Below are 26,292 nucleotides of genomic sequence, written 5' to 3'. Positions count from 1 at the left end.
CAGCGATTGAGCGTTAATCGCCTCGGGCGTGGTCGCTGGCGGTGCTTTCTGGCACGACATCGATCAGCCGCTCGATCACTTTGTCGGGGCTCACGCCTTCCGCATCGGCGTTGAAGTTCGTGAAGATTCGGTGTCGCAGCACCGGCTTGGCCACCCGTCGAACGTCGTCGCAGCCCACGTTCAACCGGCCGTCCATCAACGCCACAGCCTTGGCGCCCAGCACAAGATACTGCGCCGCGCGTGGGCCCGCGCCCCACGTCAGCCAATCGTTGATGAACGATGGCGTGTGGGGTTCCTTCGGTCGCGTGGCACGCGTTAGCGCCACGGCGTAGTCAACCACGTGATCGCTGACCGGCAGCTTGCGCAGCACCCGCTGGATGTGGAGGATGTCCGCCCCGCTCAGCACCGCCTCAGGCTTGCTTTCGACGTCCATCGTCGTCGCGCGCACGATCTGCTTTTCCTCGCTGCGGCTCGGGTAACCGATGTTCACCATGAACATGAACCGGTCGAGCTGCGCCTCGGGCAAGGGATATGTGCCTTCCTGTTCCACAGGATTTTGCGTCGCCAGCACCATGAAGGGCAGATCGAGCGAGTACGTGCGCCCACCGGCCGTCACGTGCTGCTCCTGCATCGCCTGAAGCAACGCCGCCTGGGTTTTGGGCGGCGTGCGGTTGATCTCGTCGGCCAGCACGATGTTGCTGAAGATCGGCCCCTTCATGAACCGGAACGCCCGCTTCCCGGTCGTCTGGTCTTCCTCCAGAATGTCCGTGCCCGTGATATCCGCGGGCATAAGGTCAGGCGTGAACTGGATGCGGTTGAACTCCAGGTGCAACACCTTCGCCAGCGTCGAGATCATCAGCGTCTTGGCCAACCCTGGCACGCCCACCAATAGGCAATGCCCCCGCGCAAACAAGCTCGCCAGCAACAGCTCAATGACGGCGTCCTGCCCGACGATCGCCTTGTGCAGTTCCTTTAACAACTGCGACTTCACGGCGGTGAACTTGCCGATGAACTCGTTCTGGTTCCCCAAGGGCGAGACGGCGGATGGATTGGCGGCGGTGGACAAGCGCGGCTCCCGGTTAGCAGATGGTGGCGGACGAAAACGTCAGCCCAACGGTTATACCGCGCCGGCTAGCTCAGGGTTGAATCGCAAGGCAACAACCCACGTATTACGTCGTCGGCCGCAGCGTGAGGGACGATCTATCGTGGCTTCTCGTCATCATGCTGCGGCACCACCTCAAATCCGCAAACCGGTGTTGCCGGTACATCGGACAGCAACCGGAGTAAGCGATAGATGAGCCAAGCAACGATCCCGAGGGACCACCAAACCGCGATGTTGATGAGCACATCGCGGACATCCATTTCCGTGCGGCCGCTACGCCACCGATCGGGAAGAACCCTTGCTATCAACAGTAGCGCCAGAGGCGGAAGATACATGGCGAAACGGACTAGCATGTGAGCCGATCAAACCTCCAGCGAAGATCGTCGAGGGAGGTCGGCTGCGTCTGGCCCGCGGCAAGCTCGGCGCGCGCCGCCTTGGCGTCGGCGACGATGCGCTGTCGGCCACGGTCGACCAGCCGACGACGAACTACGTCTACCAGGTCGGCTTGCTGTTCAACCGGCAGATGCTCGATCGCGTCCAGCACTTCATCGAACGTCGTCGTATTGTTCATGGACTCACTCCGTTTCGACAATCTTATCAGGCCGGCACGCCGTTTCCGAGTGCGTATCGGAGGTTAGCGCCACCTGGGTCGCCATTGAATACGAACGGTGCGCGGGTTCTAGTTCTTGGGCTTCACCACATCGAATCCTCGCCCACGATTTAGCTCGCGACGGCAGCGGACGATCCGTGTCATGCGGACGATGTAAAGTACAAGCGTGACCAATGCGACCAGAACGGCTAGCGGTCCAAGGATTACAAGATCAACGCGGATGTTGTACGACCGCCGCATCAGGATTTCGTATAGGACGCAGACGGGAATTGCCAGCCATGGCAACTGCAACGCGATGATTCCGCGAGGCGTCGCAAGCGAATTCCATGGGTAGCACCAGTTGGCGATACATATCGCCAATGGCACTATCAGCAGAAGCATTTCCATGTCTCGGCCGCCCGTAAGCGTTGTCGCAGATTGACTCAGTGGCTCACCACGTACATCAGCAAATTCACCCCCAGCTTTAGCGCGTCCGCATCCGAATACCCCTTGTTGTACGCCCGCGGCAGCTGCTCCCAGCCCGCGGCCATGCTGAGGGGCGAGTAGATGACCGGCAGGGAGCCGTCGACCTCGATGGCTTCCAGTTGCGGGGGCGTCACGCCGCCACCCCGTTCGCTGGCCGCAAGGGGGGTGAGGCGGACGTTCTGGGCGTCGTTCACGAACGTGAACAGCGGGTGGTCGGCCGGTAGGGGGGCGAGCTTCTTGTCGGGATACATCGCGGCGATCTCGCGGCGGAAGGCTTCGTCGAACTGGCTGCCACCGACTGCGTTGTCGACCAGCAGCGTGCCGCCGTTGTCGAGGTAGCCGCGGAGCTTTTTGCGGGCGGTGTCGCTGAAGCGGAAGTCGCGCTGGCCGGTCATGAACAGGACGGGGAACGCGAAGATGTCGGTCTCGTCGGGGTCGACGGGCACACGCTTGAACTGCACGTTGAGGGTCGTGCTCGTGTCCATCGTCTTCAGTAAATTCGGCAGGCCGTGGGGCAGGGGGTCCCAGTCGCCGTTGTGCACGATCTGCCCGAGCACGAGCTGGTCGCGCGTGGCGTCGGTCGCCTGATGGTAGACCTTCTGATGGCTGAAAAATCGGCCGTACTGAAACTCGGCTAAGCAGTAGGTGACGATGTTGCTGCCGAGCTTTAGCGCGTCGTCCTGCGCGTAGAGCACGCCGCCTTCAATCGGGTTCGCGTCGGCGTTCCAGCCGGTCGACAGATCGATCGGCGAAAAGATGACCGCGGCGCGCGTGCCAATGTTGATCGTCTCCAGCAACCCGAGCGACGTCGGCACGGTCTTCCACGGCTCGGCGTTCTTGCGCACGCGCATCTGGCTGACGGAGTAGAAGCTGGAATAGATCGGATGGTCGGCCGGGATGGGCGCCAGCTGGCGATCGGGGAAGATGCGGGCGATCTCCCGGCGGAAGCTGTCGTTGAATTCGGGTCGGCCACAGTTGCTGTGGACGACCCAAGTGCCGCCGTCCATCACGTACTGGCGGAGGCGCGCGATCGTGTCGTCGTCAAACTTCGGCAGCGGCTTCCAGCCGGTGAAGTACAGGATCGGCAGCTCGGCGGGGTCGTAGCTGAATTTGCCGAAATCGGTGCCGACGAAACGATACTTCTGACCCAGCTGGCTGTTGGTGAACTCGACCCACTTCTCGATATCGATGACCGTCGTCTGCCAATCGAGGCCCGCCTTCTTCGCGGTGGCGTCGCTGAAGGTGACGTTGCCGACGAGCGCCGGTGGCGACGGTTCTCGCTTCTTCTCGCTGCGGCGCAACGGCGTCGCCGGCAATGGTAGCGGTGGGAAGCCTTCACCGGCGTTGCGGCGCTGCGGCTTGGCCTTGGGTGGGATATTGGCCTTGGGGTTGACGAAGTCCTGCGCGACGGCGGGCGAGTTGCCCGCCAGCACGGCGATGGCGAGCGATCCGGCGAGAATGTAGCGCGAGATGGGCGTGGACATAGTGGACGCTCCCGGGGCGAAGGTCTTCACAAGGTTATACCACCGGAAGGGGCGAAAAGTTGCCGGAGGGGCCGGGGGAAAGATGATTGGTGAAAGAGCGATCGGCGGCCACAAGTTGTCATCCCGATGGGAGCCGAAGGCGACCTGAGGGATCTCGAACCACGGACGGTTCTCGGCCGTGGGAGATGGGTCAGGTCGGCAAGCCTCCCATCGGGATGACAGTTGGCGAAGCTGGAGCAATGGATGCCGTCACATCACGCTGCCGGGCGAAGCTTCTTCGACGGGCGCTTCGTGGCGGCCTTCAGTCGCTTCTGCAACAGCACCAGCACGGCGGCCTCATCGGCGGGGAGGTTCTTGAGGCCTTTGGTGATCTCCGCCGACGCTTTGTTGGATAGCGACTCGGCCAGCGAGCCTTCCAGGTAGCTGTTGATGACGACCGGATGCACGTAGCACTTACGGCAGACGGCCTTCGTGTTACCCAGGCGTTTCGCGACCGATTCGATGGCAGCCACCACGTTCTTCTTTCGACCGGCGTCGGTGTCGACCGCTTCGAACGCCTTCAATGCCGTGGCTGCCAGCACGGTGCCGGCCCAGGTGCGGAAGTCCTTGGCGGTGAAGGGTTGGCCGGTGATCTCCTGCAGGTACCCGTTCACGTCGGCCGAGCCGACATCGTGGGCAACGCCGTTCTCGTCCTCGTACGCGAACAGTTCCTCGCCGGGCAGTTCCTGGCATCGGCGGATGATTTTGGCGAGGCGCTTGTCCTGCAGGTCGATCGCATGGTCGACCCCGCTCTTGCCGCGAAAGCGGAAGCGCGATTGGTCGGCCGTTACTTTCACGTGATGGTTGCGCAGGGTGGTGAGGCCGTACGACTTGTTTTCCTTCGCATATTGGTCGTTTCCGACCCTAATTAAGGTTGTTTCGAGCAATTTTACCACCGCGGCCAGCACTTTCTCGCGCGGCATGCCGGGCAGGCGCAGGTGTCGATCGACCGATCGACGGAGTTTCGGCAGCACGCGGACGAAATCGATCAGACGTTCGTATTTGTTCTCGTCGCGCGCCTCGCGCCACTTGGGGTGGTAGCGGTACTGCTTGCGGCCGCGCGCGTCGTAGCCGATGGCTTGGATGTGACCGTTCTCATACGGGCAGATGCTGACGCGCTGCCACGCCGGTGGGATCACCAGCGACTTGATGCGCGCCAGATCGTCGGCCGACACCTTCTTGCCGGCCACCGTCACGTAGCGGAAGCTGCCGCCGACCTTCATCCGGCGAATGCCGGTCACCTCGGCCTGCCAATAGCGTAAGCCTGCCTGGCGTGCCGAGACGACCGGATCTTGAATGTCGGCGCTCATAGAGAAATTATTGAACGCGAATTGGTCCTGCGTTGATCGCCTGGCGGAACAACACGAACGGCCGATCGCGTTGGTCCTTGCCGTTCTGGTAGTTCGGCTGGCGATTCAACTGATTGGCGATCACGTAGACGTAGCCGGTCCCGCCGCCGTCGCCGGCGACCGCCAGCGTGTCGGGCCAGATCAGCCGTGGACTGGAGGCGATCACCTCAAACACCGGGCTGCCGGGAGTATATCGGCGGATCGCGTTGTTCTCGTAGTCCGTCAGGTACACACGGCCCCAAGCGTCCGTCTCAAGCCCGTCCGAAGCGAAGTCGCGCACGGGCATCTCGCGAACCGCGGCCGACACTTGAGCCGCCGACGCCTTCGGATCGGCAAGAACGTCGGTGGAAACGGCGTACCACTCGCGCGATGCGAGTGCGCAGTAGTACAGCGTCTCACCATCGGGCGAAATCGCGATGCCATCGGCGCCAATGGTGACGTACGCCTCCGGCTGGCCGGGTACCCTCGCCATCAACGGCTTGCCCTCGACGCGCGGCACGAACTGTTCGTTGGCCAGCGTGCTGGGGTGCCGGTCAAGTCGGCGCATCGTGTTGCCGGTGGCGAGGTCGACGACGAGGATCGCGTTGTTGCCGGCACCACTGGAGTCAGTGATGTACGCCGTGCCCTGGCGGCCGCGCGTCAGGTCGATGCGCACGTCGTTCAGGTAGCTGGTGCGCAGCGCGACCGATTCCTCGAACACGATCTCCTTCACGACGCGGTTCGTGTCCAGATCGATTCCGATCAACTTCGCCCCGTGCTTCTCGCGCGGCTGGAAGTTGATGCTGCCGGTGTCCAACAGCCACAGGCGCTTGCCGGTCGCGTCGACCACCACGCTTTGCACCGACACGAGCGTGGTGCCAGGAAACTCGGTCTGCCGCTTGTTGTATTCCAGGCTGGGGTAAGGCTTGATCTGCCCATCGACGATCTCGCCCACCGTGAACTCCACCGGGTCGCCCCAGCGCGGGAAGCAGACGAAGATGCGCCCGCCTTCCGACACGGCGACCCCCGTAGGCATGGGGCCGGCCTCGAACAGCGCGACCACCTCAAGGTTGCCCGTCGCCGGAATGCTGCTGTAATCGGCGGGCGATTCGGTCAGGTTCACGTTCAGCGCCTTGGCGGGCGCGGGCGTTTCAATACGCGTCACCTGCGGGGTGTCGGTCGCACAACCGGCGCCGAAGAGCCCTGCGAGGATAGCGGTGGCCCAGTAACGCCAGTCCCGCTTGGCGGGGATCGCGATGGCTCGACTTCGACGGTACATGATCGACCTCCAAACGTGTTGCAACCGAAACTTTCTTACGCGTTCACCACTTCGCCGCCGTTGGGGTGAAGGATCTGGCCGGTCATGTACGACGAGTCGGACGAGGCCAGGAAGACGTAGCAGGGCGCGATCTCGGCCGGCTCACCGGGGCGCTTCATCGGCACGTCGCCGCCGAACGTTTCGACCTTTTCGGGTGGGAACGTCGAGGGGATCAATGGCGTCCAGACCGGCCCGGGGGCCACGCCGTTCACGCGAATGCCTTGCTTGATCAGCGATTCGGACAGCGACCGCGTAAACGCGACAATTGCGCCCTTCGTCGACGCGTAGTCGACCAGCTGCGCGCTGCCGCGGTACGCGGTGACCGACGTCGTGTTGATGATCGCCGATCCCTTCTTCAGGTGCGGCATGGCGGCCTTCACGAAGAAGAACTGCGCGAAGATGTTCGTGCGGAACGTGCGCTCAAGCTGATAGGCGCTGATCTTCGTGACGTCCTGCTGCGGATGCTGCTCGGCGGCGTTGTTGACGAGAATGTCGAGGCCACCAAGCTCATCCACCACCTGCTGCACCACGTCGCGGCAGAACTGTTCATCGCCAATGTCGCCCGGGATGGTGATGCAACGGCGGCCCTCTTCCTCGACCTGCCGTTTGGTCTCCTCGGCGTCCTCGTGCTCGTTCAGATACGACACCGCGACGTCGGCGCCTTCCTTCGCGTACGCGATCGCCACGGCCCGGCCGATGCCACTGTCACCACCGGTGATGAGCGCGATCTTTCCTTCCAACTTGCCGCTGCCCTTGTAGTCCTTCATTTCAGCGACGGGCTCGGGATTCATGTCTTCCTCAAGGCCCGGGCGGCGCGATTGGTGTTGGCTGGGGCGGGTCTTCTTGGGGCTGGAACTTTTCTTTGCCACGACAGTCTCCCTCGCTAGATCGACAGTTTGTCCTAGTCTTGTCCTAATCGACGTGCCGCACTGGCATCGAATCGACTCCAAGTTGCGGTGTGCAACGAGGATGCCGCAGCGGAAAGGGAAAGCGCCGATTTCGTGAGATGCCCGTCGCGTGTAGACTGCGCCGTCGCACCTATGACGATCGAGGAAGGTCATTTCGCGTCTGGCGGCTTGCAGCTGTTCCGGCGCGCGCTGCGCGTCGAACGTCCGCTCGCGCGCGTCCTCGTGCTGCACGGTTACGGTGACCATAGCGGGCGCTACGAACCGTTCATGCGATCGCTGGCGGGCGCCGGCATCGAGTCGCACGCCTACGACTTCCGAGGCCATGGCCGGTCGGGTGGACGGCGTGGGTTTGTGAGCCCGTGGGACCAATACCTCGACGATTTGCAGGCGTTCGTCGCGACCGTGCCAAGTGATGTGCCGCAGTTTGTGGTGGGGCACAGCCACGGCGGTCTGGTGACCGCGACTGCCGTCGAGCGCGGGATGCTAGCGCAGGTCGGGGGCGTGGTGCTTTGTTCACCGTTCCTGGTGAGCGCGGTCGTCGTGCCGTTCGGCAAGCGCATTTTGGCGGCGGGCGCCAACCTGCTAATTCCCGCGATCCGCATCGCCAACGGTCTGAAGGCCGAGATGATGACCGACGACCCCGACATGCTCGCCGACGCTCGTCAGGACCCACTGTTGCTGCGATCGGCGACGCCGCGCTGGTACCACGGTGTGACGCGCGCCCAGCCGCGCGTGATGCGCGACGCAGGCCAGTTCACGCTGCCCCTGCAGATGTTGATCGGCACCGACGACGTGATCGCCAGCCCGCTCGGCAACCGCCAGTTCTTCCAGGCCTGCGCCGCCGGTGACAAGTCGCTGATCGAGTACCCCGGCATGCGCCACGAGCTGCTGCGCGAGTCGGGCCGCGCGAAGGTCTTCCACGATATCCACCAGTGGATCATCGCCAGGACGTAGCGGATCGAGGGTCTGCCGCGCGTCCACCATTTCTGTGCACAGGCCGCTTGCCGCCCGTGTCGTCAATGTGAGGCAAAGTGCACGGACGGCGATGCGGCTGTCGCGGCATCACACTGGAGTGCCGCTTAAGGAAATACGCGGCGAGGTCGGCCGTGGTGCAGCGATTGCGTAGGCCCTGCCGGGACGACGCGGGTGAGAAATCCCACATCTGATCGCACGCCCGTTGCGTAGCCCCCATTGTGAACGTGAGCCGCAGGTGCCTGCGCCACGACGATGGGAAACGTCTTTCCTCAGAAGCGGGAGAACATCATGACCGAGCCGAACAACATCGAAACCACGAACGATCAGCCCCAGGCGAATCGTCGTCAGTTCCTAACGCGTGCCGGTTTGCTGGGCGCCGCAGTGGCGGCGGGCACGGGCATGCTGGGTGTGGGGCAGCAGTCGGCCGACGCCTTCTTCCGCCGGCGCTTCAGCGGTAACAACGCGCGGCAGTTCGTCGTCACCGATGCCGACATCCTGAACTTCGCGTTGAACCTGGAGTACTTGGAGGCCGAGTATTACTTGCATGCCGTCACGGGCTTCGGGCTCAACGAGAACGACGCCAGTGGCGTCACCAATGACAGTGGCCGGACGGTCGTCCCCGGTGGCGAGGTGACCGGTGGCCGGGCGGTGTCGTTCGCAACGCCGTTGATCGAGCAGTACGCCGAGGAGATCGCGCTGGACGAGTTCCGGCACGTCGGCTTCCTGCGCCGCGCGCTCGGGGCTGCCGCCGTCGCGCGACCGGCGATCGACATTGGTCAAGCCTTCACCGCCGCGGCGCGGGCGGCGAACGTGATCGGTCCCAACGACACGTTCGATCCGTACGCGAACGAGAACAACTTCCTCCTCGGCGCCTTCATCTTCGAGGACGTCGGCGTGACGGCGTACGGTGGGGCGGTTCCGTTCATCAAGAACACGTCGGTGCTGACCGCCTCGGCCGGCATCCTCGCCGTCGAGGCCTACCACGCCGGTGAGATCCGAACCGTGCTGGTCAACCGCGGGCAGGACACCCCGTTCCTCATCGAGGCTGCCAACAAGATCGCCGCCCTCCGCAACGCCGCCACCGGCATCCCGGCCACCACCGACGAGGGCATCACCGATGCCGACGGCGACGCCAACATCGTCCCGGCCGATCCCAACTCGATCGCCTTCGTCCGCGCGTTCGAGGAGGTGCTCAGCATCGTCTATCTCGGCAGCGCCAACACGCCCGGCGGCTTCTTCCCCGAAGGGATGAACGGGCGCATCGCGTAGGGCCGCACGCGACAGCACAAACCCCTTCATCTAACGACAACCGGCATGGTCGCTTGAGCGACCATGCCGGTTGTTGTGCATTCAAGTGCGGTTGAGGACCGATCACCCGCGCGAGCTGACCGGATTGTACGTGCCGTTGATCGGGCCGGTGTAGATCTGGCGCGGGCGGTAGATCTTGCCCTGTTGGTCGCGCACTTCCTTCCACTGCGCGATCCAGCCGGGCATGCGCCCGACCGCGAACAGCACGGTGAACATGTCCGTCGGCACGCCCATCGCCCGCATGATGATGCCGCTGTAGAAGTCGACGTTCGGGTAGAGCTTGCGGCTGACGAAGTAGTCGTCGGCCAGCGCGATCTCCTCGAGTCGGCGGGCGATCTTCAGCAGCGGGTCGTTGCTGACGTTCAGCGCGCCCAGCACGTCCTCGGCCGCCTGCTTCAGGATGCGGGCGCGGGGGTCATAGTTGCGGTAGATCGGGTGGCCGAAGCCGAACAGGCGATACTTCTTGGCCTTCACGCCCTCGATGAACGCGTCGGGTTCGAGACCGTTGGCGTGGATCTCTTCCAGCTGGTTCATGATCTCCACGTTCGCCCCGCCGTGCAGCGGGCCCCACAGGGCACAGACGGCTGCGGCGCAGGAGGCGAAGAGGTTCGCGTGCGACGAGCCGACCATCCGGCACGTGCTGGCCGAGCAGTTCTGCTCGTGGTCGGCGTGCAGCAGGAAGATCAGGTCGAGCGCGCGGGCCACCTCGGGCTTCACGTCGCCGCCGAACATCATCTTCAGGAAGTCGCTCGTGTACGCGTCGGCCCGTGCCGTGCCGCTGGGCTGCACCGCGCCGGTCTCGCCAAGCGTGTGGCGGTAGATGGTCGCGGCGAGCGTGCGGCTCTTGGCGATCAGCTTGGCGGCGACCACGTCGAAGTTCTTCTCGTAGTCCGGGTCGAGCACGTCCGGGTGATAGCTGCACAGCCCGTTGATGCACGCCGACAGCATCGCCATCGGGTTGGCTTCCTTCGGAAAGCCGTTCAGCATCTTCAGCAGGCGCTCCTTCACGGGCGTGTGCTCGGCAACGCGACCGACAAAGGAGTCCAACTGCGACGTGGTCGGCAGCTTCCCGTAGATGAGCAGGTAAGCCGTCTCAAGGAACGAGCTCTTCTCAGCCAAATCTTCGATCGGGTAACCGCGGTAACGCAGGATGCCCTTCTCGGCGTCGATGAAGGTGATCTCGCTCAGCGTCGAGCCGGTGTTGCGGTAGCCGGGGTCGAGCGTGATGCAGCCGGTCTTGTCGCGCAATTGCGTGACGTCGACGGCACATTCGCCCTCCGATCCCTGGACAACCGGAAGTTCGATGATGTTGCCGTCTAAGTTCAGCGTCGCAGTACGTGACATGGATAGCGCCTCAACCCTCGCGAGTGGTGTCGGAATTCGTGACCGTCGTCGACCGCGGTTGCCGCTCCCGAGAGCAGGGGTTAGCTGCGATCGACCGGCCGAGTATAGGGTGATTCGGCCCGCGACGCACGCGATGAAGTGTTGTTTCCCCCGGTTACGGATGTTAACAGGCCGATCGGCTGACCTTATGACCGCTTGAAACGGGCAATTCGGCATCGCAGCGCCCATATGCGAGCGGCCAGGCGCGCCTCATTCCGATACCGTGCCACCCGCGGGCGCGTTCCGGGTCGACTGCCCCCAGCCGGCCGACGCGGTGGTTTCAGCATTCGATGACGGCGCTGCCACCGACCCGGTGGCCCGGTACTGTCCCACCTGATCGAGCGGAACCACGCCGCTCGTATGCGTGAAACCAAGATCGCCGAACGCCTCATCGCCTCGACCGAGCCGCATCAATCGAAGGTTCGACTCGTACAGCGCATGCTCGACCGCCAAGTCCGCCAGCCCTTGTGCCGCCAGTTCCGCGCGACGTGTTTCCAGTTCCAGGCATTGCTCGTTGAGGTCCATGCGATGCAGGTACGAAAACTGCCACTGCACACCGTAATGCACAGCGTACATCGCCAGCGCCATCAGCAGCATTTTAATGGAAATCCTAGCCACGAGCCCCCCGCCTGTCGGACAACAAATTAGAACCTGCCAACCGACATAATGGTCATCGGGCGGCTGATTGCAATGAGTTTCCGTGAAAACAGCGTGAAGAAGGGCCGTCCTCGTCGCTGCGTTGCAGCCGCCCCGTGGGTTTCGCAGCCTAAGAGTCACCGGAAGGCTGTCATGCGGCGAGGCTGAGCTATCGCAGCCCTGTCGCGTTCAGGCCGGCTACAGGAACTTGAGAAACTTTCGCGGTCGCGGTGTCGTTGCCCGAAGTCGCCACTCCGTCGCCCGTGGTGCTGGCCGCCGCGGTGGCGGATCGGCCATCGAAACCCAGGCGCTGGTCAACCACGTACAGCGGCCGTTGCTTCACTTCCTCGTAGATGCGGCCGATGTACTCGCCGAGAATGCCAACCGTGATCAGCTGCACGCCCCCCACGAACAGCACGCTGATGATGATCGTCGTGAACCCGCTGCCCGCCTGCTTGTTGAACGCGAAGAACGTGATGAAGAAGTAGACCGCGATCAGGAACGCGACGGCCGACGCCAGAAACCCCATGTAGGTCGCGACGCGCAGCGGCTTATAGCTGAAGCTGAACATGCCGTTCAACGCGTACCGCAACAACCGCTTCATCGTCTGTTTCGGCTGGCCCGCGGCCCGTTCCTGGCGGGCGTAGGTGACGGATGTGCTGCTGAACCCTAGCCAGGTGCGCAGCCCCGGGATGAACCGGTTGCGCTCGGGCAGCTTGTTGAACTCCTCGACGACCCGCCGGTCCATCAGCCCGAAGATGCCGGCGTCGGGCCCGTCGGGCAGGTCTGAGACGTACCGCATGATGGGGTAAAACAGCGTAAACCCCATCCCGCGCAGCCCGCCATCCTGACGGCTGGTGCGCTCGCCGAGCACGACGTGGTACCCCTCGGCCCACTTCGCGACCATCTTGGGGATGACCTCGGGCGGGTCCTGCAGGTCACCGTCGATCAGCACGACGCACCCGCCGTTGGCGTGGTGGATGCCGGCGGTGACGGCCGACTGGTGACCGAAGTTGCGCGAGAGGCGCACGACCTTGATGCGCGGGTCCTCCTCGTGGAACGAAGTCAGGATCTTCACCGACCCATCCCGGCTACCGTCGTCGACGAGGATCAGCTCCCACGGCCGCCCGGTACCGTCCATTGCTGCGGTCATGCGGCGGCGCAGGTGGTGGAGGTTCTCCTCTTCGTTGTAGACCGGCACCACGACGGAGACGCCGTCGGTCGAGAGGTTTCGCATGAGGGGCTCCTGTGTGGTCCGTCTCGGGGAGGTGCTCGATCATCGCGCCCAGCGGGTAATGCCAAAAGGGGCAACAGCACCATCTGCCCACGAAAAAGGCCACCCGCAGTGGGTGGCCTTTTAGCTGGGGAACTAGGATTCGAACCTAGACAAAGCGCTCCAGAGGCGCTTGTGCTACCGTTACACCATTCCCCAATAACTGCCCATCAATCTAGCCGACAGCGGGCGGCTGTCAAGATATACGTGACCGGCTGGGGCGGGTTCGCCGCCACCTATGGCTGAGGGCGGCTAGGCGTAGCTGCCACCGCCGCTGGTGATGCCGCGGGCGGCACGGGCGGCGTCGCGTTCTTTGCCGACGCGGGCCTCGTAGCCACTGGCGCGGTAGGCCATAAGCGGGTCGGCTTCCAAGCCCTTGTTCTTACGCCAGTTCGAGAGCAGCGGGCGCACGTCGGTGAAGAAAGCTTCCTTCAGCAGACTTTCCGCAGCCACGATGTCCATCTTGGCCTGGGCGTCCTGAAGCTTCTTGCGGTCGACGAGACACGCCTTGGCGTACAGTTCCTGCGCGGTCTGCACGGTCTGAATCATCGCCTCGATCTTGGGCTTCAGGTTGTGCGACTGGTCGACCATGTAGGCGATGGACGAGACGTCGGTGCCGTGGATGTCGGCGGCGTTCCTTATCTCGTGGAAGATGCGGAAGACGGCGTAGGGATCGATGCTGCCGAGCGTGAGGTCGTCGTCGGCGTACTTGCGGTCGTTGAAGTGGAAGCCGCCGAGCATGCCTTCGTCCAGCAGGTAAGCCACGATGTGCTCGATGTTGGCGCCGGGCAGGTGATGGCCCGTGTCGACGAGCACCTTCGCGTTCGGGCCCGCTTCCTTAGCGAAACCGTAGGCCATGCCCCAGTCGGCAATATCGGTGTGGTAGAACGCGGGCTCGAACGGCTTGTACTCGATCAGCATCGTCATGCCGTCGGCCATGGCGTCGTGCCACTGGCGGAACGCGCCGGCCATGCGGCGCTTGCGGCTGACGATGTCGTCCTGCCCCGGATAGTTGGTGCCGTCGGCCATCCAGAAGCTGATCAGGTCGGAACCGACCGCCTTGGCGATCTTGATGCAGTCCTGCACGTGCCGGCTGGCGTGGTGGCGCGCCTGCTCGTTGGGGCTGGCCGACGAGCCGAACTTGTAGACCTGGTCCTGGAAGAGGTTGGGGTTGATCGAGCCGATCTTCACGCCGTTGCGCTTGGCGATGTCGGCGGTCTGCTGGGCATCGACGCCCATCGAAAAGTCCCACAGCACGTGGACCGCCACGGTGGGGCAGCAGCCGGTGTACTTGTTGACCGTACCAGCGTCGGCCAGCTTTTCCTCGATCGTGCTGGCGGCGGCCGACTGGGCAAACTTGCCGAAGCGCGTGCCGGTGTCGGCGTAACCCCAACTGGGCGTCTCGATCTTGAAGTCGTTCAACAGCTGCAGAATGCGGTCCTGATCCATTCCGATTACTCCATCCAAAGTGAAGCCTCACCATACCTCAGCCGCGCCCCAGACGCAAATTTTATGATTGACTTCGATCATATAATTCTTAGGCTTCGCAGGCGTGCCCCGGGTGTCTCAGAGCGTGATCGACGAACGCCGGCAGGCGATGACGCTGCTGCTGCGCGATCGCGCCTATCTGCCGGTGGCGGAACTGTGCAAACGCTTCCGCATTTCCGAAGCGACGGCCAGGCGAGACCTGGAAGCGCTGTCGCGGCAGAAGTCGATCGTGCGCACCTTCGGTGGGGCGATGGCCGACTACGACCAGCGCTTCGCCCCTTTCGCCGACCGTTTGAAGGTGGCCGCAACCGCCAAGGCGCGCATCGCGGCGCGGGCGGTGGAACTGATCGAGTCTGGGATGACGATCTTCCTGGATGCCGGCACCACGCTCTTCACGGTGGCGGATCTGCTGCGCAAGCGACCGATGGAACTGCAGGTGGTCACCAACAGCTTGGCCGTCGCCGAGAAGCTGGCACACGTGACGGAGATCGAGGTCCATCTGCTGGGCGGGCGGTTGCTGCCGAACCAGGCCGTGCTATTGGGCGACAACACCACGCGGGCGGCAGGGTTCCATCAGTACGACCTGGCGCTGCTGGGGGCCGAGGCGATGGATGAGACCGGCGTCTGGAACAGCGCGGCCAACGTGGTTGAACTGCAAGTGGCCGTCATCGGGCAGGCAAAGCGACACGCGCTCTGTATGGACGGCCGTAAACTCGGCCGGCGGGCGCCGACGCTGCTGGCGGAGTGGGACGCGCTGGACATGCTTATCTGCGAACTGCCGTTGGCGGACGTGACGGCCACCGGCGCGGACGTGGCGGAGAAGAACTACCTGCAGGCGTGAGAGAGGAAATCAGTGGCATCGACCAACGCATCCGAAAAACGAGCTGAATTGATCGCGCTGTCGCGCGACCTGGGCCGCGAGGACCGCAAGCTCGCCATTCTCGGCGAGGGCAACACGTCGGCGAAGGTGTCCGACGACACGTTCCTCGTCAAAGCCAGCGGCAGTCAGCTCGGCAAACTGGACGAGGCGGGCGTGGTCGAGTGCCGCTTCGCGCCGCTGATGGCGATGCTGGAACGAAACGATCTGGACGACGCCGCCGTCGATCAGGCGCTGCTGGATGCTCGCGTGGACGCGAACAGCCGTAAGCCATCGGTCGAGGCGGTCTTTCACGCGTACCTGCTGTCGCTGCCGGGCATGAACTACGTCGCCCATACGCACCCGATCGCCGTCAACGGCATCCTCTGTTCACCGCGGGCCGCGGATTACGCGACGAAGCGAACGTTCCCCGACGAGATCGTCTGCTGCGGCAGCGAGTCGGTGCTGGTGCCGTATACGGACCCCGGGCTGGTGCTGGCCAAGGCGATTCGGCAGGGCGTGACGGACTTCATCAAGCGGAACGACGCGCCGCCGCGCATCATCCTGCTGACCAACCACGGCCTGATCGCGCCCGCCGCCACCGCCGCCGGTACGATGGTCGCGACGTTGATGGCGACGAAGGCCGCCGAGATCTTCACCAACGCCGCGGCGATGGGCGGACCGATCTTCCTGTCGCCCGAAAACGTGGCGCGCATCGAGGGCCGCAAGGACGAACACTATCGGCGGAAGGCATTGAACCTGTAATTTCAAGACGTCGAAGAGACGCGAAGGCGCGAAGGAGTCGCGAAGGGTCGCGAAGTGAAGCCAAAATGAGTTCTTTCCTCCTTCGCGTTTCTTCGCGCCTCCTTCGCGCCTTCGCGTCTCTTCAAACTAAAGACACACATGAGCAACTACAAACACGTTAACTATCTCTGGAACGACGCCGAGGCCGCCAAGCTGGATGCGGTGGGGCGGCTCGTCTATCGATCGAACCTGCTCGGCGCCGATCAGCGCATCACCAACACCGGCGGCGGCAACACGTCGTCGAAGATCTCTGAAACCGACCCGCTCACTGGCGAGCCCACCGAGGTGCTCTGGGTGAAGGGCAGCGGTGGCGATCTACGCACCAGCAAGCGCGAGAACTTCTCCTCGCTGTACCAGTCGAAGCTGATCGGCCTGCAAGCCAGCTACGCCAAGGCCGACAAGAAAGGCCCGAAGACGCCGGCCGAGGACGCGATGGTGGGCATGTACAGCCACGCCACGTTCAACCTGAACCCACGGCCCAGCAGCATCGACACGCCGCTGCACAGCTTTATCCCGTTCAAGTTCGTCGACCACATGCACCCGAACGCCGCCATCTCGATCGCGGCATCGCGCAACAGCGAGAGGCTCACCCGCGAGGTGTACGGCGACGACGTCGTCTGGCTGCCTTGGCTACGCCCCGGCTTCGAACTCGGCCTGATGATGCAAGAGGCCGTGAAGAAGCACCCCAAGGCCAAGGGCTTCATCATGGGCCAGCACGGGCTGATTAACTGGGCCAACGATGACAAGGAATGCTACGAGCTCACCCTCTCGCTGATCGAGAAGGCCGCGCTGTACATCGAAAGCAAGGACAAGGGCGACAAGACCTTCGGCGGGCAGAAGTACGCTGCGCTGGACGAGCAAAAGCGCAACGCCACACTTGCGGCCATCCTTCCCTGGCTGCGCGGGCAGGTCAGCAAGAAGCGCCGCTTCGTGGGCACCGTGCAGACCGATGCGACCATTCAACGTTTCGTCAACAGCGTCGACGCGCCGCGACTGGCGGAACTTGGCACGAGCTGTCCCGACCACTTCCTGCGCACGAAGATCAAGCCGCTCTACGTCGCGTGGAACCCGCAGGCGGAAGACGTCGCGGCGCTGAAGGCGAAGCTGACGGCCGGCCTCGAACAGTATCGCAAGGACTACGCTGCGTATTACGAGAAGTGCAAGCACGCCGACTCGCCCGCGATGCGCGACCCGAATCCCACGGTCGTGCTCATCCCCGGCCTCGGCATGATCGCCTGGGGCAAGGACAAGAGCGAAAGCCGCGTGACGGCCGAGTTCTATAACTGCGCGGTCGAAGTGATGCGCGGGGCCGAGGCGATGGATGAATACATCGCGCTGCCGCAGCAGGAAGCGTTCGACATTGAATACTGGTTGCTCGAAGAGGCGAAGCTGAAGCGCATGCCCGCCGAGAAGGAACTGGCTGGCAAGGTCATCGCCGTCATCGGCGCCGGCAGCGGCATCGGGCGGGAAGTCGCGCATCGGCTGGTGAAGGACGGCGCCACGATCGTCGCCGTCGACCTGAACCAAGCTGCCGCCGATGCCACCGCCAAGCAGATCACCGACAAGGTCGGGCTTGGCATCGGCGTCGCGGGCAGTGGCATCAGCGGCTGCGGGCAGGCGGTCGGCATCGCGGCCGACATCACGAAGCGCGACAGCGTGCGGCAGATGCTCGACAACGTCGCCTTAGCCTACGGCGGGTTCGACGGTATCGCCATCACCGCGGGCATCTTCGTCTCGCCCGACACCACGGGCCGCATCCCCGACGACAAGTGGGGCCTGACGTTCATGATCAACGTCACCGGCGCCTACATCGTCGCCGACGAATCCGCCAAGACCTTCAAGGAGCAGGGCCTTACCGGCAGCATCGTGCTGACCACCAGCGCCAACGCCGTCGTCGCCAAGAAGGGCAGCGTCGCCTACGACACCAGCAAGGCCGCCGCCAACCATCTGGTGCGCGAACTTGCGATCGAGCTGTCCCCCATCGTCCGCGTGAACGGCGTCGCCCCGGCCACCGTGGTTCAGGGCAGCGCCATGTTCCCCCGCGACCGCGTGATCGCTTCGCTGGCCAAGTACAACATCCCGTACACCGAGGACGAGGCCGACGACTCGCTGACCTCCAAGCTCAGCCAATTCTACGCCGACCGCACCCTCACCAAGGCCCCGATCACGCCCGCCGACCAGGCCGAGGCCTACTTCATCTGGTTCAGCGATCGCCTGAGCAAAACCACCGGGCAAATCCTCACCGTGGATGGTGGATTGCACGAGGCGTTCTTGCGCTAGCGCGAGTTCGTTGTCAGTGGTCCGTTGTTGGAAATGCACCCGTAGGGGCAGGCGTCCGTGCCTGCCCTTCTTTTTTGCGCGAACGTTTGCCTTCACCGTGGCATGGGCGTCTCGCCCATGCTCGCGATGAGGACGAGCGATCTCATTCAAATCAGCTGTTCGATCAGCACCGTCGGCTTGAATAACCTTTCTGATTCCAATCTATATGCATGGGCGAGACGCCCATGCCACGGCCATGCGTGCCTATCATTAAGTCGATGCGGACGACGATCCTCACCCACCTGCTCATGCTTCTCGCGATCTTTTCCGTCACGAGCGGCTGCGAGTCGACCGCGGAGACGCCCGCCATGCCACCGTCATCCCAACCCACAACCATCGATCTATCCACCTACCAGTGGCAGAACCGCGTGATCGTGATCTTCGCGCCCGCGGCGACCGACGCGAACGCCGTCCAACAGCGCACGTCCCTCAACGCCGACCCGCAAGCTATCGGCGATCGCGACCTCGTCATCGTCGAAGTGATCGGCGACCGGCACCACACCGCTGCGGTGCGGCAGCAGTACGGCGTGCCAACCAGCCAATTCACCGTCCTGCTCATCGGCAAAGACGCCGGCGAGAAGCTGCGCGCCACCGAACCCGTCGAACCAGCTGCCATCTTCCGCCTGATCGATTCGATGCCCATGCGACAACGCGAGATGCGGCGATAACATTTCGCCCGCTCCGTTCAACCGTCGGCATAACGAATCCGACCAGCCGCATAACGAAACTCGTCGGCTCCATAACGACGCTTGTCACCCGCATAACGGGGCTTGTCCGCTGCATAACGGTGCGTGTCACCCGCATAACGGAGCTTGTCTCCCGCATAACGGATCTGATTGCCCGCATAACGAGACTTGTCGACTCCGAGCGTCGGCTTAACAGTTTCGTTATGCGGACGCCTTGATTCGTTATGCGGACGACTACTTTCGTTACGCGGCTGCCTTGCTTCGTTATGCGGACGATTACTTTCGTTATGCGGCAACCCGCCGCCGGGCCGTCCATTGCCGGTCGACGCCCGTTTTCGTCAATGGGGATGGCGGAAACAATCTGCCGGGCAACATTGCGATCAAGTGGCAGGGGGATCGTGTCGATAACATGAACGTATGCTGCAGTTTCCCTCATGTCCCCCGCCTCGCGCGATGACCAACACGGAACGGCAGCGCCTGTTCCGCCAGCGCCACCCCGGCTACTACGGCCGCCTGCACGCCAAGCGCAAGGCCGAGGTCGACGCCCTGATCGCAGCGCGTGCCGCCACCCTACCCACCCGCGCGCCGCTCCTGCTGCCCGCCCCGGTCGAGACGATCGAACTCCCCGGCATCACCACGATCCCCACGCTCGCCGAACTGCACGCCCAACGCGAAGCCGTCGCCGCGGTGGAACGCGCCGCGGCCTAAGCACACGCCCAACAATCGCCGGCTGGCTACTCATGTGCGCCGCACGCCGGTTTTCGTCCCATTCCCACGCCTGCCAGCTCCCCTTAAACATCGCTCGCCACTTGCCTTACCACCCCTCTGGCCATCTGTGCCAAGGAATGATATTGTGCGCCTAGCGCAAATTATCACGATCTGCGAGGTTCAGGGGTCCGGTTAATAGTAGGTATGCGGCAGGAACACTCGGTTGAGCGACTCGAATATGCGCCACCACTGCCACCACTGCGGCGGTCCGGGGTGGGAATCGCATCGTTCTGCGTGGCGGTTGCCGCGGCAGCGACGTTGATGGTGGTGTTCTGGGCGATTCAGGGACGGATCGCCTCTGGGTATATGCCCTACGGGCCATTCACCCTGCCGATGGACAGGACGGTTTGCACGCTCTTTGGCCTCGCGTTCATCCTGCCGGCGGTGGGGACGGTGTTGGGCATTGTGTCGATGTTCCAGCGTCGGCGGCGTCGCGGCTTGCCCATTGTGGGCCTGACGATCAATGTGCTTCTCGGGCTCTTCGTGCTTCGGATCGCGGTGCCGTTGCTGCTGTTTGAACTGTCACGGTAGAGGAAAGTGCCGGGGAACTGCCGCATAACCACGCATTGCAACGGACCGGCCCCGCGTCACGCGTTCGGGTACACTGAAGTTTGGTCGGCGCGGTGCCGGCCGTTGAATGCTGGTCCGTTATGCGGCTTCGTCCTCTGCAACTCGGTGACCGCATTCGCATGGTGCGCGTCTCGCCCGAATGGCGGGAGCGGTCTACGCGCACCCTTGTGCAACGGCTGATCGACACTCGACGGGTGCTGGTTGTCAGCGACGTTGACGAGCACGGACCTTGGGTATTAGTCCGTTTTCGGAATCCGGTCGGTGGCTCAAAGCTTCATTGGCTGGTTGTGGATGATGGCTGCTGGGTTCGAATCAAATCCCGCTCCCGCCGTCCAGCCGCATAACCAAACAACTGTGAATCCCCTTTGGGGTCAAGGGTAAGTTCGGCGCGCACCGCATTTGTATCCCCTTCGTTACCAGAGGGGAGATGAAGGGGTCGGTAGTCTTCGATACTGTGGAGCAATGACGCCCGACCCCTTCATGAGGGCCGTGTTTCGGTTTGGTAGCGCTGGACAGGCCGGGTCCAACGGGAGATGATCGACCGGCGTGGTACGCAAGCAGGACATCCTCCGGCGGCGCGGCGAGATCATCGCGGTGGCGGCGCGGTACGGGGCGTCGGACCTGCGGCTGTTCGGTTCGGTGGCGCGAGGCGACGCGACCGAGACGTCGGACGTGGATTTCCTGGTGCGCTTCGAGCCAGGCCGTTCGCTGTTTGACCAAGGCGGGCTGCTGATGGACCTGCGCGAACTGCTGGGGGTCGATGTCGACGTGGTCTCGGAAGGCGCGTTGTCCGGGCGGTTCGGGGAGATCGTCCGCCAGGAGGCCGTGCCGCTTTGGGGTCTGGAAATGGCGTCGGGTCCGCAGCCATGCCTGCGAATCCTCACCGATCACAAGCCATACCGAGGGTAATCGATGGTCGTGGTATGGGGTCCTGATCCTAAGCGGGTTGTCCGCCCCATGATCGAGGTGATTCTCGTGCTCGTCTGTGCCCTAGGGTTAGGGAAGTGGACGAACCAAGGGTTCGGGACGCTACCCGCCTTGCTCGTGTGCTTCGTTTCCGGACCAATATTTATTGGCGCCTTCGCGCAGTGCCGTCCTGTCATACTGGCCGCCGTCTTCAATGTAACGGTGCTATTCACGCAACAAGTGCTAAACTACAGGTGGTTAGTAGAGCATGGCATGGATGCCAACTCAAAGTATCGAGAGACCTTGCTACCTCTTGTGTTACTTGGAATGATCTGTGTTTCGCTGGCAAGCTTTTCGATGACGGGCCGGGCGCTCCGCGCTAAGCTAATCGTACTATGGCGCTCGCTTTAGTTTGGGCTGTGTATACCTGTATGATTTGAGTCTTTCATGCACCGCGATCGCCAGTCAGGCAGGAGGCGCATACTTTAGTTGTTTGGCAGGTGAGCCGGCGGTTAGGATTCCGTACATCATGGCAGCCGACCCCTCATTCGACATCGTGTCCGAGATCAACCTGCAGGAGATGGACAACGCGGTCCAGCAGGCGATCAAGGAGATCATCACCCGCTTCGACTTCAAGGGGACGGCGGCGGGCATCTCGGAGCTGAACCGCAAGGACAAGGAGCTGACGCTGACGGCCGACGCGGAGCAGCAGTTGGAGTCGGTCAAGCAGGTGCTGATCGCCAAGATGATCAAGCGCGGCGTCGACCAGAAGGTGCTGGACTACCAGAAGCTCGAACACGCCACCCACAACACCGTCCGCATGAAGGTGAAGCTGAAGGAGGGGATCGAAAAGGACGTGTCGAAGGAGATCCAGAAGGGCATTAAGGAACTGAAGCTGAAGGTGAACGCGAGCATTCAAGGCGAGGCGCTGCGCGTCAGCGGGGCCAAGCGGGATGACCTGCAGGCGGTGATCGCCCACCTGAAGGCGAACCCGCCGGAGGTGCCGATTCAGTTTAAGAACTTCAGGTAGTACAGGGGCAGACTGGTGGCGTCATCGCGATTCCGGCCTATGTACTTCCTCGATCAAGTTGCCTTGGTGGTCAAAGATTGCGCAGAAGATATCCTTTTCGATCAGCCGAGATTCAAAAGGTAACGGCACATCATTCATGAAGCTGATCGCGTAGTCACGTGCGTCCGCAAGTGATGCAAAGACGCGAAAGGTGTTGTCAAGTATGGCCCCTTGTTCGAACCGACTGCCATCGAGCGTCAAAAGACGTGCAGTTCGATCTTCGAGGTAGGCTAAGGAAACATACGGGGGATCCAGGGGCGGAAATTCGACGTTCCGTCCAGAGTGTGCAGGAATCAGCTTCCCCCTGAGGATGGCTTTTCGATCTTGGCGTCGTGACATCCGCCACCTCCATCGCGTTCCTCGCTAGCGATCTAATCATACTGAACGACGCGTACCACGTGGGGCATGGAAACGACGAATCCCGAGTGACCGCTGATCGCTCGGGATTCGCTGTTTATCTTAAGCTGGATGGTCTTGCCCCGCTTACTTTTTCCAGACCTTCGCCTTGAAGTCGTTCAGCGCGGCCTTCAGCTTGCCTTCGATGTCGTCGTTTAGCTCCTTCTTCGTCGCCAGGTCAGATCGCAGGTCGGCGGCCTGTTGGTCGACGTAGGTCAGGAAGCTGTTCTGGAACTCCTGAATGCGGCTGACGGGGACGTCGTCCATGTAGCCCTTCGTGCCGGCGTAGATGACCAGCACCTGCTGCTCGAACGACATCGGGCGGTACTGCGGCTGCTTCAGCAGTTCCACAAGTCGCGCGCCGCGGTCGAGCTGGGATTGCGTGGCCTTGTCCAACTCGGTGCCGAGCTGGGCGAAGGCCTCTAGGTCGCGGTAGGCGGACAAATCGAGCTTCAGCGAGCCGGCGATCTTCTTCATGGCCTTCGTCTGGGCGTTGCCACCGACGCGCGACACCGAGATGCCGACGTTGACGGCCGGGCGTACGCCGGCGAAGAAGAGTTCGGGTTCGAGGTAGATCTGGCCGTCGGTGATGCTGATGACGTTCGTCGGGATGTACGCCGACACGTCACCGTCCTGCGTCTCGATGATCGGCAGGGCGGTCAGGCTGCCGCCGCCGTTTTCCTTGGACAGCTTCACGGCGCGCTCGAGCAGGCGGCTGTGGAGGTAGAAGACGTCGCCGGGGTAGGCCTCGCGACCGGGCGGGCGACGCAACAGCAGCGACAGCTGGCGGTAGGCGGCGGCCTGCTTGGAAAGGTCGTCGTACACGCAGAGGGTCGCCTCACCCTTCCACATGAAGAACTCGGCCATGGCCGTGCCCGCGTAAGGGGCGATGTACTGCAGCGGGGCGGGATCGGATGCGCTGGCGACGACGACGGTGGTGTACTCCATCGCGCCGGCGGCCCGCAGCACTTCCACGATGCCGGCGACGGTCGATTCCTTCTGACCGATCGCGACGTAGAAACACTTCACGCCCTTGCCCTTCTGGGCGATGATCGCGTCGATCGCGATGGCGGTCTTGCCGGTCTTGCGGTCGCCGATGATCAGCTCGCGCTGGCCACGGCCGATCGGGATCATGGCGTCGATCGCCTTGATGCCGGTCTGCAGGGGTTCGGTGACGGGCTGCCGCTCGGCGATGCCGGGGGCGACGATGTCGAGCTTGCGCGACTCGGTGCCGGTGATCGCGGGGCCGCCGTCGATGGCCTGACCCAGCGGGTTGACCACGCGGCCGATCATGCCCGCGCCGACCGGCACTTCCAGCAGGCGGCCGGTGCTCTTGACCTGGTCGCCTTCCTTGATTTCGAGGTAGTTGCCGAAGATGACGGCGCCGATCGACTCCTCTTCGAGGTTGAAGACCTGGCCCATCGTGCCGTTCTCGAACTCCAGCAGTTCACCGGCCATCGCGTTCTGCAGGCCGTAGACGCGGGCGATGCCATCGCCGACCTCGATCACGGTGCCGACGCTGGAAACTTGGACCTGCTGTTCAAAGCCAGCGATCTCGTTCTTCAGGATGCTGGTGATTTCGGCTACGTTGATTGCCATAGGTTTCTCCGCTTATTTCGATCTATTTTTCGGTAATTGCTGTTGTTCTGACCTGCCGCGACTGACTTACCGTGGCGCCGCCGACAGAAGCTGCTGCTTCATTGCCTGAAGCTGATAGCGGACGCTGGCGTCGATCAGCTTGTCCTGCACGCGGACCATCAGGCCGCCCAGGATCGACTCGTCGACGTACTGGTGAACGATCGCGTTCTTGCCGAGGGCCGCGCTCACGCGCTGGCGGACGACCTCGACCTGCTCTGGCGACAGCTTCTGGGCGGTGGTCACGTCCACCTCGATGTTGCCCAGCTGGTCCTCGAGCAAACGCTCGTAGGCCTTTGAGATCTGGCTGAGATACCGCAGCTTGCCGCGGTGGTTGAGCACGCCGAGGAAGTTGTGCAACAGCGGCGACACCTTGCCACCGAAGACGCGGGTAAGCGTCGCGTTGCGCTCGTCGTTGCTGATCCCGGGGTCGCTCAAGTATAGGCCGAACGTCTTGTTCTGACGAACGATCTCGGCGATCTGCGCTAGCTCTTCCCCGACCTGCGCGGCCTGGTTCTGCTCGGTCGCCAGCTGCAGCAGCGGCTTGGCATAAGTCGCCCCAACCGGATCGGCGTCGTGATTGCTTGCCATGTCGAGTCTCGTTGTACTTTCTGGTCCCTCTCCCGGTACTCCGGGAGAGGCTAGGTGAGGGTGATTTGTTCTGCCTGAGTCGTCAGCTGTTCGAAATCACCCTCACCCTAACCCTCTCCCGGGGTACCGGGAGAGGGAACAAATCAGTTCCGCGCCGCGGCGCCTTGAAGTTGTTCGAGGCTGGCGTTGACGAGGTCGCGCTGGTCGTCGGCGTTCAGGTTGCGGCGGAGGATCTTCTCGGCGACGGTCGTGGCGAGCATGGCGGTCTGCTCGTACACGTCACGCAGCGCGTCCTTGCGGGCGGCCTCGATGTCGCGGATGGCGCGTTCCTTGGCCTCTTCCGATTCCTGCTGGGCCTGCATGCGGATCGTGGTGGCGGCACGCTCGGCGTCGGCGGTGGCCTTGTTCAGCAGCTCGCGCACCTGGGCGTCGGCGGTCGCCAGCTTCGCGTCGTACTCACGCAGGCGGGCCTCGGCGGCCAGGCGGGCCTTTTCGGCGTTCTGGATCTCATCGCGAATCTTCTGCTCGCGCTCGGCCAGGCCCTTGGTGATCGGGCCCCAAGCGAACTTGCTCAGGATCGCCAGCAGCAGGATGAAAACGATCAACGTCGTGATCGCCGTCACCATGCCGGTGTTCGGGGCGTTCAAAAGGGTGGGGGCCGCATGGTCATCACCGGCCGGGGCGGCCAAGGCAACCGTGGCGCTCACGAGCGGCAGAGCGAGGGCAACGAGCGAGGTAATTGACGAACGCTTCATGTTCAGGTCTCCCATGGACGCCGCAACGGTAATGCATCTGCCGTCGCGGAGAAAGCCTTGCCCACGGTTGTTCACCGTGGGCAAGGGGCTCAAAAGCGAAACTTAGGTCAACCCACCGCGGATCAGGCAGATGACCAGCGCGAACAGCGTGGCACCTTCGATCAGCGCGGCGCTGATGATCATGGTGGTGAAGATGCGGTCGCCGGCCTCGGGCTGACGAGCGATCGCGTCGACGGCGTGGCTGCCGATCGAACCGATGCCCTTGCCGGCACCGATGATGACCAAGCCAGCGCCAATGGCGGCACCGGCGACCACGAGGCCGTCGCGCAGGGCGCCGACATCGTTGGTGTTGTTGGCGTTGAATCCGGTGCCGACGGTGCCATCTTGAGCGAACACGGCCGTGGCGGGCAACAGCAGGAGGCCCAGCAGGGCCAGCATGACGATCTTACGCATAACGATTCCCTTGTGCGTCGCCTTAGGGTGGCAACGCGAAACCCGAGTCCCGTTCACCCGGCCGGACTCGCGCCTGCCCCGCGAGGAAGGGCCAGGAAAGCCAACCGGACGCAGGGTCCGCAAGACCATCCGCCCTCGCGGCGGTTCGTCATGGCTTCTTATGTTGT

General features: G+C 63.2%; 25 protein-coding genes and 1 tRNA gene. 10 read left to right on the top strand and 16 right to left on the bottom strand.

Features of this window, described 5'->3' with window-relative positions; all coding sequences use genetic code 11:
* Window positions 1–13: 13 nt before the first annotated feature.
* The 6 genes from VGN72_18560 to VGN72_18535 all read right to left on the bottom strand — a co-directional run bounded on the left by VGN72_18560 (window position 14) and on the right by VGN72_18535 (window position 7,215).
* Window positions 14–1,066 carry a MoxR family ATPase gene (locus VGN72_18560; protein ID HEV7301371.1) on the bottom strand — a complete coding sequence of 351 codons (1,053 nt, stop codon included), beginning with the start codon at window positions 1,064–1,066 and terminating at the stop codon, window positions 14–16.
* 382 nt (window positions 1,067–1,448) lie between these two features.
* Complete coding sequence (locus VGN72_18555) at window positions 1,449–1,673, bottom strand: hypothetical protein (GenBank protein ID HEV7301370.1); 225 nt, start codon at window positions 1,671–1,673, stop codon at window positions 1,449–1,451.
* A 461-nt stretch (window positions 1,674–2,134) separates the two neighbouring features.
* Window positions 2,135–3,661, bottom strand: coding sequence for a DUF4159 domain-containing protein (locus tag VGN72_18550; protein ID HEV7301369.1), 1,527 nt, complete (start codon window positions 3,659–3,661; stop codon window positions 2,135–2,137).
* A gap of 254 nt (window positions 3,662–3,915) precedes the next feature.
* Window positions 3,916–5,010, bottom strand: a complete 1,095-nt coding sequence (locus VGN72_18545; GenBank protein HEV7301368.1) for a hypothetical protein — start codon at window positions 5,008–5,010, stop codon at window positions 3,916–3,918.
* A gap of 7 nt (window positions 5,011–5,017) precedes the next feature.
* Window positions 5,018–6,307 (bottom strand): L-dopachrome tautomerase-related protein, encoded by a 1,290-nt coding sequence (locus VGN72_18540; protein HEV7301367.1) that lies wholly within the window; start codon window positions 6,305–6,307, stop codon window positions 5,018–5,020.
* 35 nt (window positions 6,308–6,342) lie between these two features.
* The gene (locus VGN72_18535; GenBank protein ID HEV7301366.1) at window positions 6,343–7,215 is read right to left on the bottom strand and encodes an SDR family oxidoreductase; all 873 of its coding nucleotides are present in this window, start codon (window positions 7,213–7,215) and stop codon (window positions 6,343–6,345) included.
* Window positions 7,216–7,386: 171 nt separating this feature from the next.
* Here VGN72_18535 and VGN72_18530 point away from each other — a divergent pair, with 171 nt between their 5' ends.
* Together VGN72_18530 and VGN72_18525 are read left to right on the top strand one after the other, a co-directional pair.
* Window positions 7,387–8,208 (top strand): alpha/beta hydrolase, encoded by an 822-nt coding sequence (locus VGN72_18530; GenBank protein ID HEV7301365.1) that lies wholly within the window; start codon window positions 7,387–7,389, stop codon window positions 8,206–8,208.
* A 309-nt stretch (window positions 8,209–8,517) separates the two neighbouring features.
* A complete protein-coding gene (locus VGN72_18525; protein ID HEV7301364.1) occupies window positions 8,518–9,498 on the top strand; it encodes a ferritin-like domain-containing protein in 981 nt (326 codons plus the stop codon).
* 102 nt (window positions 9,499–9,600) lie between these two features.
* On the opposite strand, the gene VGN72_18520 is transcribed toward VGN72_18525, so the two are convergent.
* The 5 genes from VGN72_18520 to VGN72_18500 all read right to left on the bottom strand — a co-directional run bounded on the left by VGN72_18520 (window position 9,601) and on the right by VGN72_18500 (window position 14,278).
* Window positions 9,601–10,881, bottom strand: a complete 1,281-nt coding sequence (locus VGN72_18520) for a citrate synthase (protein ID HEV7301363.1) — start codon at window positions 10,879–10,881, stop codon at window positions 9,601–9,603.
* Between the two features lie 249 nt (window positions 10,882–11,130).
* On the bottom strand, window positions 11,131–11,538 hold the full coding sequence (locus VGN72_18515) for a hypothetical protein (protein ID HEV7301362.1): 408 nt from the start codon (window positions 11,536–11,538) through the stop codon (window positions 11,131–11,133).
* A gap of 187 nt (window positions 11,539–11,725) precedes the next feature.
* Window positions 11,726–12,793, bottom strand: coding sequence for a glycosyltransferase family 2 protein (locus VGN72_18510; GenBank protein HEV7301361.1), 1,068 nt, complete (start codon window positions 12,791–12,793; stop codon window positions 11,726–11,728).
* 124 nt (window positions 12,794–12,917) lie between these two features.
* Window positions 12,918–12,988, bottom strand: a tRNA-Gln gene (locus VGN72_18505).
* Window positions 12,989–13,081: 93 nt separating this feature from the next.
* The gene (locus VGN72_18500; GenBank protein ID HEV7301360.1) at window positions 13,082–14,278 is read right to left on the bottom strand and encodes a TIM barrel protein; all 1,197 of its coding nucleotides are present in this window, start codon (window positions 14,276–14,278) and stop codon (window positions 13,082–13,084) included.
* A 103-nt stretch (window positions 14,279–14,381) separates the two neighbouring features.
* On the opposite strand from VGN72_18500, the gene VGN72_18495 reads away from it, so the two are divergent.
* From VGN72_18495 to VGN72_18460, 8 genes are all read left to right on the top strand, one after another.
* Window positions 14,382–15,158 carry a DeoR/GlpR family DNA-binding transcription regulator gene (locus tag VGN72_18495; GenBank protein HEV7301359.1) on the top strand — a complete coding sequence of 259 codons (777 nt, stop codon included), beginning with the start codon at window positions 14,382–14,384 and terminating at the stop codon, window positions 15,156–15,158.
* A 12-nt stretch (window positions 15,159–15,170) separates the two neighbouring features.
* Window positions 15,171–15,938, top strand: coding sequence for a class II aldolase/adducin family protein (locus tag VGN72_18490; protein HEV7301358.1), 768 nt, complete (start codon window positions 15,171–15,173; stop codon window positions 15,936–15,938).
* Window positions 15,939–16,076: 138 nt separating this feature from the next.
* Window positions 16,077–18,257, top strand: a complete 2,181-nt coding sequence (locus tag VGN72_18485) for a bifunctional rhamnulose-1-phosphate aldolase/short-chain dehydrogenase (GenBank protein ID HEV7301357.1) — start codon at window positions 16,077–16,079, stop codon at window positions 18,255–18,257.
* A gap of 257 nt (window positions 18,258–18,514) precedes the next feature.
* On the top strand, window positions 18,515–18,964 hold the full coding sequence (locus VGN72_18480) for a DUF4174 domain-containing protein (protein HEV7301356.1): 450 nt from the start codon (window positions 18,515–18,517) through the stop codon (window positions 18,962–18,964).
* Window positions 18,965–19,399: 435 nt separating this feature from the next.
* The gene (locus VGN72_18475) at window positions 19,400–19,690 is read left to right on the top strand and encodes a hypothetical protein (protein ID HEV7301355.1); all 291 of its coding nucleotides are present in this window, start codon (window positions 19,400–19,402) and stop codon (window positions 19,688–19,690) included.
* A 204-nt stretch (window positions 19,691–19,894) separates the two neighbouring features.
* Entirely contained in the window at window positions 19,895–20,281 is a 387-nt protein-coding gene (locus tag VGN72_18470) for a hypothetical protein (GenBank protein ID HEV7301354.1), read from the top strand.
* A 585-nt stretch (window positions 20,282–20,866) separates the two neighbouring features.
* On the top strand, window positions 20,867–21,229 hold the full coding sequence (locus VGN72_18465) for a nucleotidyltransferase family protein (GenBank protein HEV7301353.1): 363 nt from the start codon (window positions 20,867–20,869) through the stop codon (window positions 21,227–21,229).
* A 526-nt stretch (window positions 21,230–21,755) separates the two neighbouring features.
* Window positions 21,756–22,256, top strand: a complete 501-nt coding sequence (locus VGN72_18460; protein ID HEV7301352.1) for a YajQ family cyclic di-GMP-binding protein — start codon at window positions 21,756–21,758, stop codon at window positions 22,254–22,256.
* Window positions 22,257–22,277: 21 nt separating this feature from the next.
* Here VGN72_18460 and VGN72_18455 read toward each other — a convergent pair whose 3' ends face one another.
* From VGN72_18455 to VGN72_18435, 5 genes are all read right to left on the bottom strand, one after another.
* Complete coding sequence (locus VGN72_18455) at window positions 22,278–22,634, bottom strand: hypothetical protein (GenBank protein HEV7301351.1); 357 nt, start codon at window positions 22,632–22,634, stop codon at window positions 22,278–22,280.
* 144 nt (window positions 22,635–22,778) lie between these two features.
* Window positions 22,779–24,290, bottom strand: a complete 1,512-nt coding sequence (gene atpA, locus VGN72_18450; protein HEV7301350.1) for a F0F1 ATP synthase subunit alpha — start codon at window positions 24,288–24,290, stop codon at window positions 22,779–22,781.
* A 66-nt stretch (window positions 24,291–24,356) separates the two neighbouring features.
* On the bottom strand, window positions 24,357–24,917 hold the full coding sequence (gene atpH, locus VGN72_18445) for an ATP synthase F1 subunit delta (GenBank protein HEV7301349.1): 561 nt from the start codon (window positions 24,915–24,917) through the stop codon (window positions 24,357–24,359).
* 143 nt (window positions 24,918–25,060) lie between these two features.
* A complete protein-coding gene (gene atpF, locus VGN72_18440; GenBank protein HEV7301348.1) occupies window positions 25,061–25,672 on the bottom strand; it encodes a F0F1 ATP synthase subunit B in 612 nt (203 codons plus the stop codon).
* A gap of 102 nt (window positions 25,673–25,774) precedes the next feature.
* Entirely contained in the window at window positions 25,775–26,125 is a 351-nt protein-coding gene (locus VGN72_18435; protein ID HEV7301347.1) for an ATP synthase F0 subunit C, read from the bottom strand.
* Between the last annotated feature and the right edge of the window lie 167 nt (window positions 26,126–26,292).

It is taken from the genome of Tepidisphaeraceae bacterium (assembly GCA_035998445.1).
GTDB lineage: Bacteria > Planctomycetota > Phycisphaerae > Tepidisphaerales > Tepidisphaeraceae > DASYHQ01.
Note: the sequence above shows the minus strand (reverse complement) of the source record. Positions and strands in the feature narration are given on the sequence as shown.